This is a genomic window from Mesorhizobium sp. BR-1-1-10 (genome assembly GCF_020165595.1).
In the GTDB taxonomy this organism is placed as follows: domain Bacteria; phylum Pseudomonadota; class Alphaproteobacteria; order Rhizobiales; family Rhizobiaceae; genus Mesorhizobium; species Mesorhizobium australicum.
Map to the genome: position 1 here is coordinate 448,432 of NZ_JAIUIL010000007.1, position 16,951 is coordinate 465,382.

Genomic DNA, 16,951 nt, shown 5'->3' on the forward strand with positions numbered 1-16,951 from the left:
CAAGAGCGCAGCCGGTTCTTTTCGAAAAACAAGGGCACGCCACAGTGACGATCGTGACCGGCAAGGCCGAGGCTCGCCGAAAATCGCAACCCGGCGGGTCAGGCGCATTGCGGAACGTCTGGGCCCATCGCGCCGACTACGCATACGTGCTCCCGGCGATCGCCGTGATGCTCGTCGTCATCGCCTATCCGATCTACTACACGATCGAGCTGTCGTTCTATAAGACGCCGCCCGGTCTGCAGCTCCGCGACAAGACCTTCATCGGCTTCGACAATTACACCACCATCCTCACCAGCGATGTGTTCTGGAAAGTAACCTGGAACACCCTGATCTGGACATTCGGATCCACTTTGATCTCCTTTGTCCTGGGGTTTGCCACGGCGCTGGCGCTGCACCGAGACTTTGTCGGCCGCGGCGTCCTGCGCGCCATCCTGATCATTCCCTGGGTGATCAGCGCCGTTGCCGCCTCCTATATCTGGAAGTGGATCTACCATTCGGATTTCGGCATCATCGGCGCGGTGCTGGTCGGCCTCGGATTGACTGACCGGCCACCCAATTTCATCGACAACGTCAGCACGGTGCTGCCCTCTCTGATCGTCGTCAATATCTGGCGCGAGTTTCCGTTTGCCATGATCATGATGATGGCCGGCCTGCAGACAGTCCCCGAGCAATTGTTGCGGGCCGCCAAGGTCGACGGGGCCAATGCATGGCAGCGCTTCTGGCACGTCACTTTCCCGCACTTGCGCAACGTCTCGGTGGTGACGATCCTGCTGCTCGCGGTGGCCAACTTCAATTCCTTCATCATCCCCTGGATCATGACCGCAGGCGGGCCGTCGAACGCATCGCATATCTGGATAACCCACATCTATGAGCTCGCCTTCGGCCGCCAGCGCTGGGGCGTGGCATCGGCTTATTCGGTGCTCCTGTTCCTCATCCTGATGACGCTGGGCTATTTCTACGTCCGGGCGCTGAGCGGCAACGAGCGGAAAGAGGGGAGCACATGAGCACGCTTGCAGAGACAGCCTCCCGAGGCCGGCCCCATCGCCGCATGCGCGTCGACGGATGGCGCTGGGCCGGGCGCATCTTCCTCTTGTTCATGCTGATTTACACCGCGGTGCCGATGATCTGGATGCTGATCACCTCGATCAAGTCCGGCTTCGCGGCGACGCAGTTCCCGCCGCAATGGTGGCCAAACGAGCCTACGCTTGCCAGCTACAAGAAGCTGCTCGATCCGCAGAACAGCGTCGGCCAGGACTTCCTGCGCTTCTTCTGGAACAGCCTGTTCGTGTCGACCGTCACGACAATCCTTTCGGTGATCGTTGCCGTCCCCGCGGCCTACGCGTTTTCGCGCTTCACCTTCCCCGGCCGGAACTTCCTGTTCTTCGCCGTGCTGCTGCGCAACATGTTCCCAGCGGTGATCTTTCTCGTGCCGCTCTTCATCCTGATGCGTGCGATCGGGCTGGTGAACACGCATGGCTCGCTGATCCTGACCTATCTCACCTTCGGCCTGCCCCTGGCGATCTGGCTGCTCAAGGGTTTTTACGACAACATCCCGGTGCAGCTCGAGCAGGCGGCGCGTATCGATGGGGCAACACGGTTCCAGGCCTTCATCATGATCGTGATGCCGCTCTCGACGCCGGGGATCATCGCCACCGCGATCTATTCCTTCATCGGCGCGTGGAACGAGTACATCTACGCCTACACGTTCCTCTCCAAAAATGAACAGTTGACCCTGCCGGTCGGCATCCAGCGCTTCTTCTCGGAAAACACGACGGACTTTCCGGGACTGATGGCGGCGAGCTTCATGATGAGCGTGCCTGTCGTGGTGCTGTTCCTCGTCCTGCAGCGATACTTCGTACGCGCCCTGACAGAAGGCGCGGTCAAGCATTAGGGAGTTGCCGATGGCCCACGTGGTCCTCAAAGATCTCGTCAAGACCTATGGCGGCTTCAAGGCCGTCAACGACGTTTCACTGACGGTCAACGACGGCGAGTTCGTTGCGCTTGTCGGCCCTTCAGGCTGCGGAAAGACGACCACGCTCAATCTCGTTGCCGGGCTGACCCCGATCACATCGGGCGACATCCTCATTGGCGACCAGGTGGTCAACGATCTCGACCCCAAGGACCGGGACATCGCAATGGTGTTCCAGAACTACGCACTCTATCCGCAAAAGTCGGTCTACATGAACCTCGCGTTCCCGCTACAGATGCGCAAACTGCCCAGGGACGAGATCGACAAGAAGGTCAAGGAAGCGGCGCGCGTGCTCGACATGACGCACCTGCTCGAGCGCAAGCCGCGCGAACTTTCGGGCGGGCAGCAGCAGCGTGTGGCGCTGGGCCGTGCGCTCGTGCGCGATCCCGCGGTGTTTCTCATGGACGAGCCGCTCTCCAACCTCGACGCGAAACTGCGCGTACAGATGCGGTCGGAGATCAAGCGCTTCCACCAGGACCTCAAGGCGACGATCATCTATGTGACGCACGACCAGCTCGAAGCCGTCACCATGGCCGACAAGATGGCGGTGATGAACGGCGGCTTCCTGCAGCAATACGATTCACCGGCGCAGGTCTTTGCCCATCCGGTGAACATGTTCGTCGCCAGCTTCATCGGCAGCCCGGCAATGAGCCTCATTCCGCTGGAGACATCGACGGCGAACGGCAACACCGTGCTGACCAGCGCGGAGGGCTGGAGCCTCGGGCTCTCGCCGCGCAACGTCCAGAAGGTCACGGGGGCAACGACCAGGAAAATCGTGCTCGGCGCACGCCACTCGACGATCAAGCTGCACAAGAGCGCCGTGCAAGGCAGCATCCCGGCCAAGGTCTACACGGTGGAACCAACCGGAGACGTCACCTTCGTGCAGGCGTTCCTGTCCGGTGCCATCGTCAACGTCAGCGTGCCGCCCAACATTGCCGTCGCGCCCGACGAGCGTATCTGGCTCGAGTTCGACCAGGAGCGGATGCATCTGTTCGACGGTGAAACCGAGATGGCTCTCGAGGCCAACTGAGACAGGGCGGATGCGTGTGGGACATGGGCGTGGATGACTACGAAACTTAAGATCACGGCGATCAAACCCTATCCGGCATGGGTGGGAACGCGCAATCAGATGCTGGTCAAGGTCGAGACCGACCAGGGCATCTTCGGCTGGGGCGAGAGCGGCCTGAGCGGCCGCGAGAAGGCCGTGGCCGGCGCGGTCGAGCACTATCGCGAGTTTCTTGTCGGCCGCGATCCCATGCAGATCGGGCGGATTTGGCAGGAGGTTTATCGCAGCCAGTATTTCGAAGGCGGGCGGGTTCTGCAGGCGGCTATTTCGGCCATCGATATCGCCCTCCACGATATCAAGGGCAAGGCGCTGGGGGTGCCGGTCTACGAGCTGCTGGGCGGCAAGCAGCGCGACCGGATCCCCACCTTCGCCTCGACCGGAGACGAAGCCGAGGGCGATGTTGCCATCGAGCGGGCCCGTGAACTGCGCGCACAAGGCTGGCAGGCGATCCGCTTCTTTCCCGTCGGGCAAAACAGCAGGGAAGTCTTCGAGCCACGCGAGTCGATCGGCGCTACCGCGACCATGCTGAACAAGGCGCGCCGGGCGCTGGGTAACGACGTCGTCATCGGCATCGACTATCATCATCGGCTGTCGGTGGCGGAGGCGGCGAGCTTCTGCAACAAGCTCGACCGCGGCGTGCTCGATTTTCTCGAGGAGCCGATACGCGACGAGACGCCGGAAGCGTACGAATCCCTCCGCACGATGACCGACATCCCCTTCGCCATTGGCGAGGAATTTGCCAGCAAGTGGCAGTTCCTGCCCTATATCGAGCGCGGCATCCACCAGTTCAACCGGCTCGATATCTGCAATGCCGGCGGGTTCACCGAGGCAATGAAAATCGCTGGCTGGAGCGAGGCGCACTATGTGGACCTGATGCCGCACAATCCGCTTGGTCCAGTGTGCACGGCCGCGACCGTGCATCTGGCCGCCGCGGTCCCCAACTTCGCATGGCTCGAGACCAGGGCCCCCGAAGCAAGGCTTGGCTTCGACAATTCCGAATTTTTCCCGGTGCAACCACGGCTCGACGGCCCCGACTACCCGGTGCGCGATCTGCCGGGGCTCGGCGTCGAGGTCAACGAAGAGGCCGTCCAGGCGCAGAGCTTCCGTTTCTGGGAAGCGCCCCACCTCAAGCGCCGCGATGGTTCTGTCACGAACTGGTAGTTCCCTTTCAATCGGAGTCCACAATGACGCATACTTCCGACATCACGCGGCCGCCCAAGAATCTGATCGACGCGCTAAAGGAGATCGGCGCCGCGACGGTTGCCGGCACGCTTGGCCATATGGGCTTCCGCAATCCGCATATGGTCGGCCCGGTGGCGCAGAACCACGGCAGATCGATCGTCGGACCGGCGCTGACGCTGCAGTTCCTGCCGCAGCGGCCCGATCTTTTCAACGAGGGAGAATATGCCGATCCGGAAACACAGCTGCACCGGCATGTGCTGTACCACGCACAGGAAGGGGATGTGGTCGTAGTCGATGCGCGCGGCGACATGAGTTCGGGCGTCTTCGGCGATATGATGTCGACGTATTTCAAGGGCAGAGGCGGCGCGGGCATCGTCATCGACGGCTGCATGCGCGACCGGCCCAATGTCGAAAAGCTCGATCTGGCCCTATGGCTGCGCGGCTGGACGCCCAACTACCATGTGCAAACCAGCATTTATCCCAATGCCGTCAACGTTCCGATTGCCTGCGGCGGTGTCACCGTGATCCCCGGCGACATCATCGTCGCCGACGATGATGGGGTGGTGGTGCTACCCTTTGCGATGGCCGCGAAGGTGATCGAAGAATCCCAGAAACATCACGACTGGGAGGAGTTCTCACGCATGAAGCTCATGGAGGGCGGGTCGTTGCAACGCTATTATCCGCTGCACCCAAGTGCGACCGAAGAGTACGAGGCTTGGCGGGCAACCAACCCAAAATTTTGATGGACGATCGAGATCCCGAAATGTCTCATGAAGGGCAGGCGAACCGCCAAGTCCCAGACGGGCGTTAGTCACGCGTTACGGACAGTCCTGCGATAAGCGGAGCGTACGCGGCGAGCCTGCGGGATACGAACTCCGTGAAAAGCCGAACGCGCTTCGTCTTGCGTGTCTCCCCCTGCGTGAGAATCCAGAGTGTCCCATGCATGGGCGGGTTGGTGCCCGGCACCCTCACGAGCAGGGGGTCGGCATCTCCGACAAAGCACGGCAGTTTCGTCATCCCGATCCCTTGCTGCGCCGCGATGATCTGCGTCTCGGCATCCGGAGTCCTGAACGGAGCTCCCGTGATGTGAACTTCTCCCTCGCGCGCCCAGTCCGGAATTCCATGATTGTCTATTGCGATCCACCGGAGGGGATCAGGCGTGCCCGCACGCAACGCGGGTAGTCGATCGCGAGACATGTAGACGCCGCTGAACACCTCCGGTCCCTTCAGGCCGTGAAGATTGAGCGGCAGGGTCTTGCGGTCGGCGACAATGCGGATCGCGACGTCGGCCTCTCGGTTAGTCAGATTCGCCACCTCGCCAGTGGTCAAGATTTCCATCTCGATGTCCGGATGCATACGCGCGAAGTCGGCGAGATCCGGCATGAGCAGGTGTGTGGCGAGGAACGGTGGAACTGTCACCCGCAAAAGCCCGCGCGCGCTCTGGTCGCGACCGAAGACACGCGTCTCCAGCTGGTGCGACGACGCTTCCATCTGGTTCGCGAGCTCGAGGACCTCCTCGCCCGCAGCCGTCAGGCGGTAGCCCGAAGGCAGCTTTTCGAACATCTGCGCCCCGAGGCGTTCCTCAAGTTGAGCGATGCGTCGCATCACGGTCGAGTGATACACGCCGAGGCGCTCGGCGGCAGCCCGCACCGAGCCGCCGCGCGCGGCGGCAAGAAAGTAGCGAACGTCATCCCAGTCAATCATGGTGCATTCCCGCGCCGCCAGCTGCGCCTTCCGAAGCCCATTCTAGCACGCCGAGCTGTAATGTGCGCGACTGTTGCGGCGTTCAATCGTCTGACTGGATCGTTTTCGCACCACCGATGTGCACGATTCCGCACTCACCGCCCGACTTCGGCGATCCCATGTTCAGGCTCTCGGGTTGACCCACCGTACAGCCAAAGACCCGAGATGGCGAAACGAAGGACGCACGACATGAACAGACTGAATGGAAAGACCGCCGTGATCACCGGCGGCGCTACCGGCATCGGCCGCGCCGCTGCAAAGCGCTTCATCGAGGAAGGCGCCTTCGTCTTCATCTTCGGCCGCCGGCAGCAAGCGCTCGACGCCGCTGTGGCGGACCTCGGGCCCAATGCCCGCGCGGTGAAAGGCTCGGTCTCGGATGAGGCCGACCTCGACCGGCTCTACGCTGCGGTGAAGGCCGAACGCGGAAGCCTCGACATCGTCTTCGCCAATGCCGGGGCTGGAGGCCCGCTTCCGCTCGGCCAGATCACCGCCGAGCACATTGACGAAACCTTCGGCACCAACGTGAAAGGTACGATCTTCACGGTCCAGAAGGCGCTGCCGCTGATGGGCCCGGGGGGTTCGATCATCGTGACCGGATCGAGCGCCGGCACCACGGGCGCACCGGGGTTCACTGCCTACAGCGCGAGCAAGGCGGCAGTGCGCAACCTCGCGCGGACCTGGGCGGAGGACCTGAAGGGCACCGGTATCCGCGTAAACGTGCTGTCGCCCGGGGCGACCGCGACCGACCTCGCAAAGGAAGCGCTGGGCGAGGAAGGACAGAAGGTCTTCGCCTCGATGACTCCGCTCCAGCGCATGGCCGATCCGGCGGAAATCGGGGCGGTGGCTGCCTTTCTCGCGTCGTCGGACAGCAGCTTCATGACCGCCAGCGAGGTCGCCGTTGATGGCGGCCTGGCGCAACTCTGACGCTGGCGCGTCCCGCGCCTGGCTCACACAACGAAGGATAGAAGATCATGAAAAAGCTACAAGGTAAGATCGCTGTCATCACCGGCGGAAGCAGCGGGATCGGCTTGGCGACAGCCAAGCGCTTCGTTGAAGAAGGCGCGCACGTCGTGATCACCGGGCGACGAGAGAAAGAGCTGAAGGAGGCCGCGGCCTTCATCGAGAGAAACGTTACGACGGTCGCAGGCGACGTGTCGCGCTTGGAGGATCTGGACCGGGTCTATGCCGTCGTGAAAGAGAAACACGGCCACATCGACATTCTCTTCGCGAACGCAGGCGCAGGGACAATCGCACCGCTCGCGGCAGCGACTGAGGCCCATTTTGACCAAACCTTCGATGTGAATGTGAAGGGGTTGTTTTTCACGGTACAGAAGGCGCTTCCACTATTCAGTGACGGCGGTTCGATCATCCTGACCTCTTCGGTCTCCAACGTATTGGGGCTGCCAGGGTTCAGCGCCTACGCAGCGAGTAAAGCGGCGGTGCGAAACTTCGCGCGCGCTTGGACACTGGAACTGAAAGATCGCAAAATTCGCGTGAATTCAATGAGTCCCGGACCAATCGAGACCCCGGCATTGGCGACAACGACGGGCCTTACCCCCGAGCAAGCCGAGCAAGCGGCCGCCCAGTTTGCTTCACAGATCCCAATGGGTCGCAGGGGCAAGCCAGAGGAAATCGCGGCTGCCGTCACGTTCCTTGCTTCTGACGAAAGCTCTTACATCACCGGCGTAGATTTCGCCGTCGATGGAGGCATGGCCCAGGTCTGACCTCGGCATCACACAAGATCGGAGAAACATCATGAGCTACGCAATTATCGGCTTCGGCAATATCGGCCGAGCCCTCGCCAAGGCATTTGCTCGCAAGGGCATCGAGGTATCCGTCGCAACCACGCGCGACCCGGAAAGCTTTGCCGCGGACGCGGCCGCGATCGGGCCTACGATCATCCCCAAAAAGCTGGCGGACGCGGTCAAGGCGGACATCATCTTTTTGGCAGTCCGTTTCGAGTCGCATCCGGATGTCGCGAAGGCGCTGTCCACCTGGAAGGGGAAGACCATCGTCGATGTGACCAATGCCTACGGCGTGCCCCCTGAGAAGCTGGGAGGACAGCCTTCTTCCAAGTTCATCGCGCAGGCTTTCCCCGGTGGACGACTGGTCAAGGGCTTCAACCATTTGGGCGCTGCCACCCTTGACCAAGATTCAGCAGTGCATGGCGGCAGGAGAGTCGTGTTCCTGGCGAGCGACGATGACGCTGCCGCAGCGGAGATTGGTACGCTCGCGGAAAATCTCGGCTTCTCGCCGATCAAACTTGGCGGGCTTTCGGAAGGTGGGCTGCTGGTCCAGGCGCGCGGAAATAGCTGGGGTCATCTGATCTTCAAGGACCTGGTCAAGTTCGACCGATGAACACGACCTGCCCACCGGCAGGGTCACGATGCACGGACCGGACCGAGCGTGATCCGGTCCGCGCGAAATAGGGAAATTCCCATGACTATCGAGAAGACCATCCAGACCGTGAGGGGCTCCGCGAGGGGAAGGATCAAGGCCACGAACAAGACGTTCGAGGACGACTGGACCTTCGCCATCACGGTCCGGGACGGCAGATTGACCAACATCCGGGAATACGTCGACACACAAGCACTGGCACGTGCCTCGCAGATGGACGCTTCCGGACCGGCGTAGCGCTGGCCATCAGCGGCCATCGGAATGGGGTGGACGGCGGATCAGCCGTGGATCGCCCCTCGCACGCCTCGCGCTCGTCGAATGCTCAATCGAAAGGAGATCTCGATGTACGACCAATCCAAGCTATCCGAGTTGATCCGGTTCGCACGCCCAGATGCGGGCTTCACCGTCATCGACGTCTACCCGGGCGACGGCGACTGGACCCGCGTCTTCTCAGACATCGTGGGACCCCAAGGACGTGTCTACAGCTTCGTGCCGGCCGAAGTCGCCCACTTCAAGGACGATCCGGTCGGCCGCATGCGGACGCTCGCGAAGGAGCCGGGCCGAGAGAACGTCGAAGCCGTCTCGGCGGACCTTGTGGCGATGCCGGAGGTCGCGCAGCCAGCGGATGTTATATGGCTGCATCTGTTCTATCACGATCTCCACACCGCTCTGATTCAAGCCGGGGGCGCGACGGCGGCCGACTTCAATCAAGCCGTCTACGAGCGGCTGAAGCCCGGTGGCTCCTACGTTATCGTGGACCACGCCGCCGCCGTTGGGGCCGGCACGAGCGAGGCACAGTCGCTACATCGGATCGAGCCTGCATCCGTTCGCGAGGAGGTGGAGGCGGCCGGTTTCGTCCTGGACGCGGAAAGCACCATGCTGGCGAACAAGGACGATCCGCACTCGAGCAAGGTGTTCGATCCTTCGATCAAGGGCAAGACCGATCGCTTCGCCTTTCGGTTCCTGAGGCCCTGACAGTGAGTCATCCGCCCCACAGTGGCTCAGCTCCCGCAAGCGTGAAAGCGTTGCCCTTTCCACACGAGGGCCTTGGCTGTCCGTTCTCTTGAGCAAAGGTGCTGGTGTAACGCAGCCCTCTTGAAGAGGGATCGGAGAAGATTGTGAGCTATCTCACTGCCTATAATCTGGCGCGATACGCGACACGCGATGCCGAATGCGCTCACGCTCACTCTTTTGTCGCTCCAAGCCGGTTACGCGAAGTCTATCTAGGACCGCTCCTTCGCCCGCTTTGAGGTCTCGTTGCCCGCGAGGTAGACTGCTCGCATGACATTCAGGCTTACCTTCCTCGGGACCTCGGCCAGCGTGCCCTCGGCCGGGCGCAATCACCCGGCGCTGCTCGTTGAAGCCGGCAGTCAACGGGTGCTGGTCGATTGCGGGGAAGGCACCCAGCGTCAGCTTCTGCGCAGCGGCGCCGGATTCAGGCGACTTGATCGCCTGCTCCTCACGCACGCGCACTTCGACCACGTGCTCGGGATTCCAGGCTTGTTCTCGACGCTTCGGCTCCGGCAGAGCAAGAACCATGTGACCATTCATGGCAGCGCAGACACTCTTGACGTCGTCGCCCGCATGCTCGCTGGCCTTTGGGGTAAGGGACGCGCGCCGATCCCGCTGCAACTCGTGCCGCTTGCCCCCGGACGCGTGTTCGAGGTGGATGAGTTCACCGTCGATTGCTTTCAAGTTCGCCATCGCGACACCGACAGCTATGGCTTCGTCTTCGAGACGCCGGCGCGTCGTCACCTCCGTTCGGACCGCTTGGTAGCTCTCGGTGTGCCAGACGGTCCGATCCGGAAAGATTTGGCCGAAGGCCGCTCAATTTCTCTTCCCGACGGCCGAACGATTGCTCCCGAAGCAGTCCTCGGACCACCCGAGGCTGGCAAGAAGCTGGTCATTGTAGGCGACACCGAAACCACTGATGGATTGGCCGACAAGGTGAGCGGCGCCGACCTGCTTGTCATCGAAGCCACATTCCTGCAACGAGATGCAGCGATGGCGCGCGAATACGGACATCTGACAGCCGCGGAGGCAGCATCGCTGGCAGCGACCAGCGATGTAAAGCAGCTCGTTCTTACGCACATCTCCGGCCGCTATTACGACGAAGAAATTCTCGCGGAAGCCGTTCAGGCGTTTGCGAACAGCCTTATCGCAACGGATTTCACCACCCTCACCGTCTAGTGGCAGGGCCATGACATTCAGAATTGGCGTCATCTCGGACACGCACGGCTTGCTGAGGCCGGAGGCGGCGCGTTGCCTGGCAGGGGTCGACCACATCATTCATGGAGGAGACATCGGTCGCCCTGAGATCATCACGGCGCTTCGCTGTATCGCGCCGGTTACCGCGATCAGAGGAAACGTAGACACCGGTGGCTGGGCGCTGCCATACGCGGAAACCGAGCTCGTACGCCTCGCCGGGCGAGCAATTTACGTGCTTCATGATCTCAAGACGCTGCAGATCGACCCGGTTGCCCAAGGCATCGATTTGATCGTGTCCGGTCACTCGCATGTGCCGAGGATGGAGACAGTGGATGGCGTGCTTTATTTAAATCCGGGCAGCGCTGGCCCACGACGGTTTAAGCTGCCTGTCACCCTTGCGACGGTCGACATCACTCGAGACAGCATAGAGCCTTCTATATTGGGCTTCGCAAGCGGCTGAACCAATTCAGCGCGCACATCACGCCCGCACCTATATCCGAGTGTCTCCTCGATTTTTCACAAGATGGCAGGCGCGCCGTAACGCGGAGACACGCATTCTTCGCGACTTGTTTAACGGGAGTTCTCGCCGCGTGCGGTGATGGACTGATCCGTCATTTCTGGCGAAACGCTGAGTGGAACGACACAACCAGCGGGCCTAGAATGTAGTCGAGCGCCGTGCGTTGCTCGGTAACGATCATGACTGACGCCGGCATGCCCGGATAAAGCGCGATCTGTGGGGCGGCCGCCAATTCCACGGGATCGACCGCTACGTCCGCGAGGTAATAGGGAAAGCCGGTCTTGGTATCGGTAATGCGATCCGCCGAAATGCGGGCGACGCGTCCATGAATTATGGGTATCGAACGCTGCTTGTATGATGTGAAACGAACTTCGGCGGCCATGTCGGGACGCAGGTTCGATATATCCTCGACGCGAACCTGTGCCTGGACGATCAGTGAATTCTCGGTCGGCACGATGTCAAGGATGGTCTGGCCCGGCGCCACGATCGCACCGATCGAGAAAACGCTGAGATCCATCACTTGGCCATCATAGGGTGCACGCACTTCGGCCCGGTCCATGGCGGCCTGGGCGGCGAACATCTTGGGTATGAGGTCGGACAGGTTCGATTGCGTATCGATCAGCATGGCCGACAATTTGGTCCGGCGCTCATTGGTCAATTGTGCGATCTGGCTCTCGAGCTCAGCTTTGCTCTGTTGGGTGCCGCCGATGGCGCCGAGATTATCATCGATCAAGCCCTGCAAATCCGAGGCCGACCTTTCCAGTTCCAGGACGCGTGGGCGGGTCGTCAAACCGGCCTTGAGCAGCTTCGACAGGCTGGCCTTCTCGCCGATCGTCGATTTGAGCTGGGCCCGGTAGGATTCGACCCGAGACTGCTTGCCCCGTATCTGCTCCTCGAGCTCGGCAATGCGCCGTTCGAGGATCTGCCTTGCGCCGGCCATCGAGGCGCGTTGGCTTTCCAGGTCGGCGATCTGGTTTGCCATTGCGTCCTTGAGGTAGTCCTGGTGCTCCTTGAGGATGTCCTTGGGAAAGGCAACCGCCTGGCTGCCGTCCAATTCGGCGCGGATCCTGGCATCGGTGGCGCGCAACAGTGCATATTGCTGGGCATAGAGATTGAACTCGGACCGAATCCTGGTGTCGTCCAGCTTCAGCATTATGTCGCCCTTCCTGACGACGTCGCCATCCTTAACGCGGATCTCCTTCACCGTACCGCCGTCGAAGTGCTGGACGCTCTTGCGATTGCCTTCCACCTTGACGATGGCATCGGCGAGCACGGCACCGTTCAGAGGGGCAATGGCCGCCCAGCCGCCGAAAATGCCGAAAAAGGCCATTATGATCAGCAGGCCAATATAGGCCGGCACCCCGATGGAATCCGGAGCCAGGATGCCGGACTCGCCAGGCAGGCTATGGTAAGTGAGGGCACTGTCGCTCATCGATCTCTCCGACCACAGCTCATTGGGTCGCCACCGCCATTGGAGCCGCGCGCTGGTTGAGCAGCGCCACGATCTCGTTTCTCATGCCGAACGCCTCGACGGCGCCATCGCGCAACAGCAGGATCTTGTCGACATTCGCCAAGGTCGAGGGCCGGTGGGAGACGATGATAACAGTGCTGCCGCGGCGCTTGAGCTCGATCGCGCAGTCGCTCAGCGCGCGATCGCCATCGGCGTCGAGATTGGAACTCGGCTCGTCGAGAATGATCAGTTTCGGCGTTCCAAACACCGCCCGGGCAAGAGCAATCCGTTGCCGATATCCTCCCGACAGCACGGCGCCGCCCTCCCCGATCTGCGTCTCGTAGCCCTGCGGCAGTCGGATAATCATCTCGTGTACGCCGGCGAGCCGCGCGGCCTCGATCACCTCCTGGTCGACATTGGTCTTGAAGCGCCCAATGTTGGCGGCGACGGTATCGGAGAAGAGTTCGATATCTTGCGGCAGGTAGCCGATGTGATCACCTAATGCGTCGTGCCCCCATTGCGACAGGTCGGCGCCGTCCAGCCTGACTGTGCCGCGACTGGGTTGCATGACGCCGGCAAGGTGGCGCGCCAGGGTCGACTTGCCGGCACCGGAGGGGCCAACGATTCCGAGCGCCTCGCCTGCTTCCAACCGAAAGGACACGTCGCGCAGAAGCACTTTCTGCTGGCTTTGAATTGCAAAGCTTACCTGCTCGACGGAAATCATGCCGCTGGGCTTCGGCAGGTTGAACGCTCTTTCGTTGCGCGCGCCCCCGTCGACCAGCCTCTCGACCCTTGCCAACGCTGCCCGCGCCAGGATCAGGCTGCGCCAGAGGCCGACGATCTGCTCGACAGGCTGCAACCCCCTGCCCAGCAGGAGGCTCGCCGCGAACATGGTGCCGCCGGTAATCTGCCGCTCGATGACCAGATAGGCGCCGAGGCCGAGGATCAGCGATTGCATGGTGAGCCGCAGGAACCGGATGAGGCCCGACATCAAGGCGGCACGGTCGCTTGCCTCCGCCTGGCGCCGCAGCGCGAGGTTGCGGTCGCGCCCCCAGCGGCGGATGAGACCGTCGATCATCCCCATGGCGCGAACGACTTCGGAGTTCCTGAGGCTCATCTCGGTGAAGTTATAGTTGTTCGTCGCCAGCTCGTTGGCCTGCTTCAGCGGCGAGCGCACGAGATACTCGTTGAGCACGGCCATGCCGATCAGGAGCAGCGAGCAGCCCAGTGCGAAGAAGCCGAGCCACGGATGCAGCAGGAAGATGATGCCGATGTAGATGGGCGACCACGGCAGATCGAACAAAGCGTGGATGCCGCTGCCGGTGATGACCTGCCTGAACGTATCGAAGTCGCGGATCGGCTGGCTCGGCGAGGAGCCGGGCGATGGGGCCTCGACGGACGCAGCGAGGATCTTTGCCGAAAGCAGCCGGTCGAGCCGGGCGCTGGCACGCGTCAGGATCCAGGCGCGGACCAGGTCGAGACCGGCCAGCGAAAGGAAGGCCGCCAGCAACACCAGGGTCAGCATCACCAGCGTGGTTTCGCTGCCGCTGGTGACAACCCGGTCGTAGATCTGCAGCATGTAGAGGGGGGAAGCGAGGTAGAGCAGGTTGATCGCCAGGCTGAACGCCGCCGCAACCAGGAAATAGCGGCGGCATGCCCGAAGCGCATCCTTCACAATTCGAGACTTGCTATCCACTTCCAGAACCCCACTCGATACACGTCAGGTCAGGGAGCCGCCGTAGCCGGCGGCCCTTTTCGCTCACACCACGAAGTCGCTTGAAATCGCTCCATTGCCGATGCCGGTCAGCGTGAATTCCGCCGGATTGTACGAAACGACGGTATGACCCTGGCCATCATCGGCAAGCTTGAAGGCGTTCGCATCATAATTGCCGAGCAGATGCAGCGCGGCGCCGTGGGTGCCGTCCGAAACGGTCAGCGTTCCGCCGCTGCCATCCTGGTTTGCCTGATAGACGGCCGTCGTTCCCGCACCGAACAGGATATCGCCGAGGTCCAGCCTGTCATCATTGGTGATGCCGCCGATCCGTCCGCTGTAGTCGAAGGAATCGTCGAGTTGCAGCGTGCCGGCAGCGTCGTGTCCGAAGGTGACGTCCGTCGACGAGGCGCCACCGAATTCCAGCTTCGACAAATTGCCGATGGTGGCATCGCCGTCGCCGGTAACCTGGCCGTGGATCACGATGTCGCCGCCATTGGCCCAGAGCATGCCTGAATTCGCCAGGCCGCCGGCGACCGTCAAGCCGCCCGAACCCGTCGCCTCGAGCGTTCCGGAGTTGGTGACGACGTTGCCACCGATATCGATGACCAGCGCGTGCGAGCCGGTGGCGATAATGGTGCCCTGGTTGTCGAGGCTGAGCATGCCGCCGCCCAGCTGGCCGGCGCCCGAGATCGTGTTGTCGATATTGACAAGAGTGACGTCCGGCCCTGTGCCGGAAATCATGTTGGCGGCGCTGTCGGACAGCAGGATCTGCCCGCCGCCCTGCAAGGTCACGCCGTGCTGGATGACCTGCAGCAGCGTATCGCCGCCGGTCGAGTCGAGCGAGATGAGGCCGCTGTTGTTGAGAATGCCGCTGAGCGGCAGCAACGCGCCGTCGCCGATCGTCATGGTGCCTGAATTGTTGACCACCGGCGTCTGGTCGAACACGAAATTGCTGGCTGTGAGTGCGCCCGAATGCACGCCGTCCAGCGTGATCGACTGTCCGTCGCCGAGCGCGATCACCGCATTGCCGTTGGCATCATCGGCGATATGCGTCTGGAGGTCCGCGAAGTCCGCCAATCCGTTATAGCCTATGAGATCGATCTGGTCGGCCGCGGCATCGAAATTGTGCACCGTGTCGGCGCCGATCGGTTGCGAGAAGACGAAGAGATCGTTGCCGTGCGAGCCGGTCAGCACGTCGTCGCCGGACCAGGCAAAGATCGGCGAACCCGGTGCGTAGGCCTCGACATTATCGGCGATCGATGCGGTGCCCGTGGTGCCGTCGGCATTGATCCAGGTCATCTCGACATCGAGCACGGCTGCCCCCGTGAAACTGGCCGGCGTGGTAACGGTCAGCCCGTGCAGGTCGTTGGTCTGGATCGTCCAGCTTCCGTCGGCGTTGTGGATCGCGCCGTCGATGGTCCAGCCCGAAGGCACATCCTTCACCGTGACGGTGATGAGCGCGCCCTCATGTGATGGGTCGGTGAGAGCAAGGTTGATAGGCTCGCCGGAGGTGCCGGCGGGGGCCGTGAACTTGGAGCTGCTCCCACCGCCAGCATTGGTCTTGAATGTCACGCTGTCCACAGCCGTACTGGAATTGTGTGCCGAGCTGTTGTCGGTGACGACCGCGCTTATTTGATGAACAGAGTTGCTGACTGGGAACGGAGGCGCGCCGTCGATAAATGTATGGACGTAGTCTCCACTCACTGACCCAGCAGCCAGTTCCGCAGCGGTCATCGTATAGATGAGAACGGGCGCACCGCTAGCGTTGTCATACAATTGAACGCTCTGAATACCGCTGGCATCCGTCGCATGAACAGTGAAGGTCGACTCCTGTTGGCTCGACGAAAGCTGGTGGCTTATCGAGACGTTCGGCGGTGTAAGGTCGCTACCCGTAACGCTGATCGTCGCAGTAACGCTACTGGTATCCGCGCCTCCATTGGCCGTACCGTCTCCATCCACCAACGTGTAGGTCACCGTCTTGGCGATGGTGGCGCTGGTCGCGTTGGCATAGAGGATATGATCGGCGAGGGCCTGCGCTGCCGCCTGCGTAGCAGCGGCGTTGAAGGTCACGACCAGATTCGACCCGTTCGTGCCGCCGGTGAAGGTACCAATGAGTGTGCCACCATAGCTCACACTGTTGCCGCTGACGGTGATCTGGCCAGCGCCGGGGGCTTGATTCTGGATGGTCAACTGGTCCGTGAGCGCGCCGTTTGCCGTGAACCCGACAGTGAGCGAGCCGCCGCCGAAGTTGATGGAGTCGATGTCCGTTACTGTTCCCGCAGGAGCGATGGCAGCGGCGGCAGATCCAGCTGTATAGTTCAAGGTCGTCGAGAATCCAGCTGAAGCGCCGTTCAGATCTACTACAGGTGCATCGTTGGTGCCGTGTATGGTGACGGTGATGACCTGCGAGGTGCCGTCAGCCGTCGCCACCGTGATGCTGTCGGTGTAGTCGGTGCCGCCCACGAACTCGTTATGGGCGCTGCCCATGGCGTAGGTCCAGTGACCCGTAGCGTCGATCGAGAACGTGCCGTAGCCGTTGCTGCCGGCCACGTTGGTCTGCACGACAAAGGCGTTCGAGCTGTCGGGATCAGTGGCAACCAGGGTGCCGCCGGTCGACTGCGCCGCATTGGCCTCGGTCACTGCGCCGTTCGCCGTGCCGGTGATGACGGCCGCGTCGTTGGTGCCGTGGATGGTGATCGTCACCA

Annotated in this window: 15 protein-coding genes and 1 pseudogene; 12 read left to right on the forward strand and 4 right to left on the reverse strand. The window is 61.9% G+C overall.

The genetic code is table 11. From position 1 onward, the window contains the following. The first annotated feature begins 44 nt into the window (after window positions 1-44). The 5 genes from LB555_RS18445 to LB555_RS18465 are packed head-to-tail and all read left to right on the forward strand — an operon-like array spanning window position 45 to window position 4,960. Window positions 45-1,004: a carbohydrate ABC transporter permease gene (locus tag LB555_RS18445; protein ID WP_224683438.1), complete on the forward strand. Its 960-nt coding sequence runs from the start codon at window positions 45-47 to the stop codon at window positions 1,002-1,004. After that, complete coding sequence (locus LB555_RS18450; protein ID WP_015319199.1) at window positions 1,001-1,891, forward strand: carbohydrate ABC transporter permease; 891 nt, start codon at window positions 1,001-1,003, stop codon at window positions 1,889-1,891. Before LB555_RS18445 ends, LB555_RS18450 begins: the two co-directional genes overlap by 4 nt. Window positions 1,892-1,901: 10 nt before the next feature. After that, window positions 1,902-2,999, forward strand: a complete 1,098-nt coding sequence (locus LB555_RS18455) for an ABC transporter ATP-binding protein (protein ID WP_224683439.1) — start codon at window positions 1,902-1,904, stop codon at window positions 2,997-2,999. 33 nt (window positions 3,000-3,032) lie between these two features. Beyond that, window positions 3,033-4,196: a mandelate racemase/muconate lactonizing enzyme family protein gene (locus LB555_RS18460; protein WP_224683440.1), complete on the forward strand. Its 1,164-nt coding sequence runs from the start codon at window positions 3,033-3,035 to the stop codon at window positions 4,194-4,196. A gap of 23 nt (window positions 4,197-4,219) precedes the next feature. Continuing rightward, a complete protein-coding gene (locus LB555_RS18465) occupies window positions 4,220-4,960 on the forward strand; it encodes a ribonuclease activity regulator RraA (protein WP_224683441.1) in 741 nt (246 codons plus the stop codon). Window positions 4,961-5,024: 64 nt separating this feature from the next. Here the strand turns inward: LB555_RS18465 and LB555_RS18470 are convergent, their stop codons facing one another. Further along, window positions 5,025-5,921 (reverse strand): LysR family transcriptional regulator, encoded by an 897-nt coding sequence (locus LB555_RS18470; RefSeq protein WP_140727223.1) that lies wholly within the window; start codon window positions 5,919-5,921, stop codon window positions 5,025-5,027. Between the two features lie 228 nt (window positions 5,922-6,149). On the opposite strand from LB555_RS18470, the gene LB555_RS18475 reads away from it, so the two are divergent. The 7 genes and pseudogenes from LB555_RS18475 (at window position 6,150) to LB555_RS18505 (ending at window position 11,025) form a co-directional block, all read left to right on the forward strand. Beyond that, window positions 6,150-6,884, forward strand: coding sequence for an SDR family NAD(P)-dependent oxidoreductase (locus LB555_RS18475; RefSeq protein ID WP_140665595.1), 735 nt, complete (start codon window positions 6,150-6,152; stop codon window positions 6,882-6,884). Between the two features lie 47 nt (window positions 6,885-6,931). Further along, a complete protein-coding gene (locus LB555_RS18480) occupies window positions 6,932-7,684 on the forward strand; it encodes an SDR family NAD(P)-dependent oxidoreductase (protein ID WP_140665593.1) in 753 nt (250 codons plus the stop codon). A gap of 31 nt (window positions 7,685-7,715) precedes the next feature. Next, window positions 7,716-8,318: an NADPH-dependent F420 reductase gene (locus LB555_RS18485; protein WP_140665590.1), complete on the forward strand. Its 603-nt coding sequence runs from the start codon at window positions 7,716-7,718 to the stop codon at window positions 8,316-8,318. Window positions 8,319-8,426: 108 nt separating this feature from the next. Continuing rightward, window positions 8,427-8,594: pseudogene (locus LB555_RS18490) on the forward strand (nuclear transport factor 2 family protein); the annotation flags it as partial. Between the two features lie 105 nt (window positions 8,595-8,699). Continuing rightward, window positions 8,700-9,332, forward strand: a complete 633-nt coding sequence (locus tag LB555_RS18495) for a class I SAM-dependent methyltransferase (protein WP_224683442.1) — start codon at window positions 8,700-8,702, stop codon at window positions 9,330-9,332. Between the two features lie 306 nt (window positions 9,333-9,638). Continuing rightward, entirely contained in the window at window positions 9,639-10,547 is a 909-nt protein-coding gene (locus LB555_RS18500; RefSeq protein WP_140665585.1) for a ribonuclease Z, read from the forward strand. Between the two features lie 10 nt (window positions 10,548-10,557). Beyond that, the gene (locus LB555_RS18505) at window positions 10,558-11,025 is read left to right on the forward strand and encodes a metallophosphoesterase family protein (RefSeq protein ID WP_140665582.1); all 468 of its coding nucleotides are present in this window, start codon (window positions 10,558-10,560) and stop codon (window positions 11,023-11,025) included. A 151-nt stretch (window positions 11,026-11,176) separates the two neighbouring features. Here the strand turns inward: LB555_RS18505 and LB555_RS18510 are convergent, their stop codons facing one another. The 3 genes from LB555_RS18510 to LB555_RS18520 form a co-directional block, all read right to left on the reverse strand. Continuing rightward, window positions 11,177-12,514: an HlyD family type I secretion periplasmic adaptor subunit gene (locus LB555_RS18510; RefSeq protein WP_224683443.1), complete on the reverse strand. Its 1,338-nt coding sequence runs from the start codon at window positions 12,512-12,514 to the stop codon at window positions 11,177-11,179. A gap of 19 nt (window positions 12,515-12,533) precedes the next feature. Further along, on the reverse strand, window positions 12,534-14,228 hold the full coding sequence (locus tag LB555_RS18515; protein WP_015319211.1) for a type I secretion system permease/ATPase: 1,695 nt from the start codon (window positions 14,226-14,228) through the stop codon (window positions 12,534-12,536). A 63-nt stretch (window positions 14,229-14,291) separates the two neighbouring features. After that, on the reverse strand, window positions 14,292-16,951 hold a 2,660-nt coding region (locus LB555_RS18520; RefSeq protein WP_224683444.1), incomplete at its 5' end, for a beta strand repeat-containing protein.

What these genes read in the sequence shown, in the direction of transcription:
- LB555_RS18450 (WP_015319199.1), top strand. Translation starts at nt 1,001, where the DNA reads ATGAGCACGCTTGCAGAGACAGCCTCCCGAGGCCGGCCCCATCGCCGC.
- LB555_RS18455 (WP_224683439.1), top strand. Translation starts at nt 1,902, where the DNA reads ATGGCCCACGTGGTCCTCAAAGATCTCGTCAAGACCTATGGCGGCTTC.
- LB555_RS18460 (WP_224683440.1), top strand. Translation starts at nt 3,033, where the DNA reads ATGACTACGAAACTTAAGATCACGGCGATCAAACCCTATCCGGCATGG.
- LB555_RS18465 (WP_224683441.1), top strand. Translation starts at nt 4,220, where the DNA reads ATGACGCATACTTCCGACATCACGCGGCCGCCCAAGAATCTGATCGAC.
- LB555_RS18470 (WP_140727223.1), bottom strand. Translation starts at nt 5,921, where the DNA reads ATGATTGACTGGGATGACGTTCGCTACTTTCTTGCCGCCGCGCGCGGC.
- LB555_RS18475 (WP_140665595.1), top strand. Translation starts at nt 6,150, where the DNA reads ATGAACAGACTGAATGGAAAGACCGCCGTGATCACCGGCGGCGCTACC.
- LB555_RS18480 (WP_140665593.1), top strand. Translation starts at nt 6,932, where the DNA reads ATGAAAAAGCTACAAGGTAAGATCGCTGTCATCACCGGCGGAAGCAGC.
- LB555_RS18485 (WP_140665590.1), top strand. Translation starts at nt 7,716, where the DNA reads ATGAGCTACGCAATTATCGGCTTCGGCAATATCGGCCGAGCCCTCGCC.
- LB555_RS18495 (WP_224683442.1), top strand. Translation starts at nt 8,700, where the DNA reads ATGTACGACCAATCCAAGCTATCCGAGTTGATCCGGTTCGCACGCCCA.
- LB555_RS18500 (WP_140665585.1), top strand. Translation starts at nt 9,639, where the DNA reads ATGACATTCAGGCTTACCTTCCTCGGGACCTCGGCCAGCGTGCCCTCG.
- LB555_RS18505 (WP_140665582.1), top strand. Translation starts at nt 10,558, where the DNA reads ATGACATTCAGAATTGGCGTCATCTCGGACACGCACGGCTTGCTGAGG.
- LB555_RS18510 (WP_224683443.1), bottom strand. Translation starts at nt 12,514, where the DNA reads ATGAGCGACAGTGCCCTCACTTACCATAGCCTGCCTGGCGAGTCCGGC.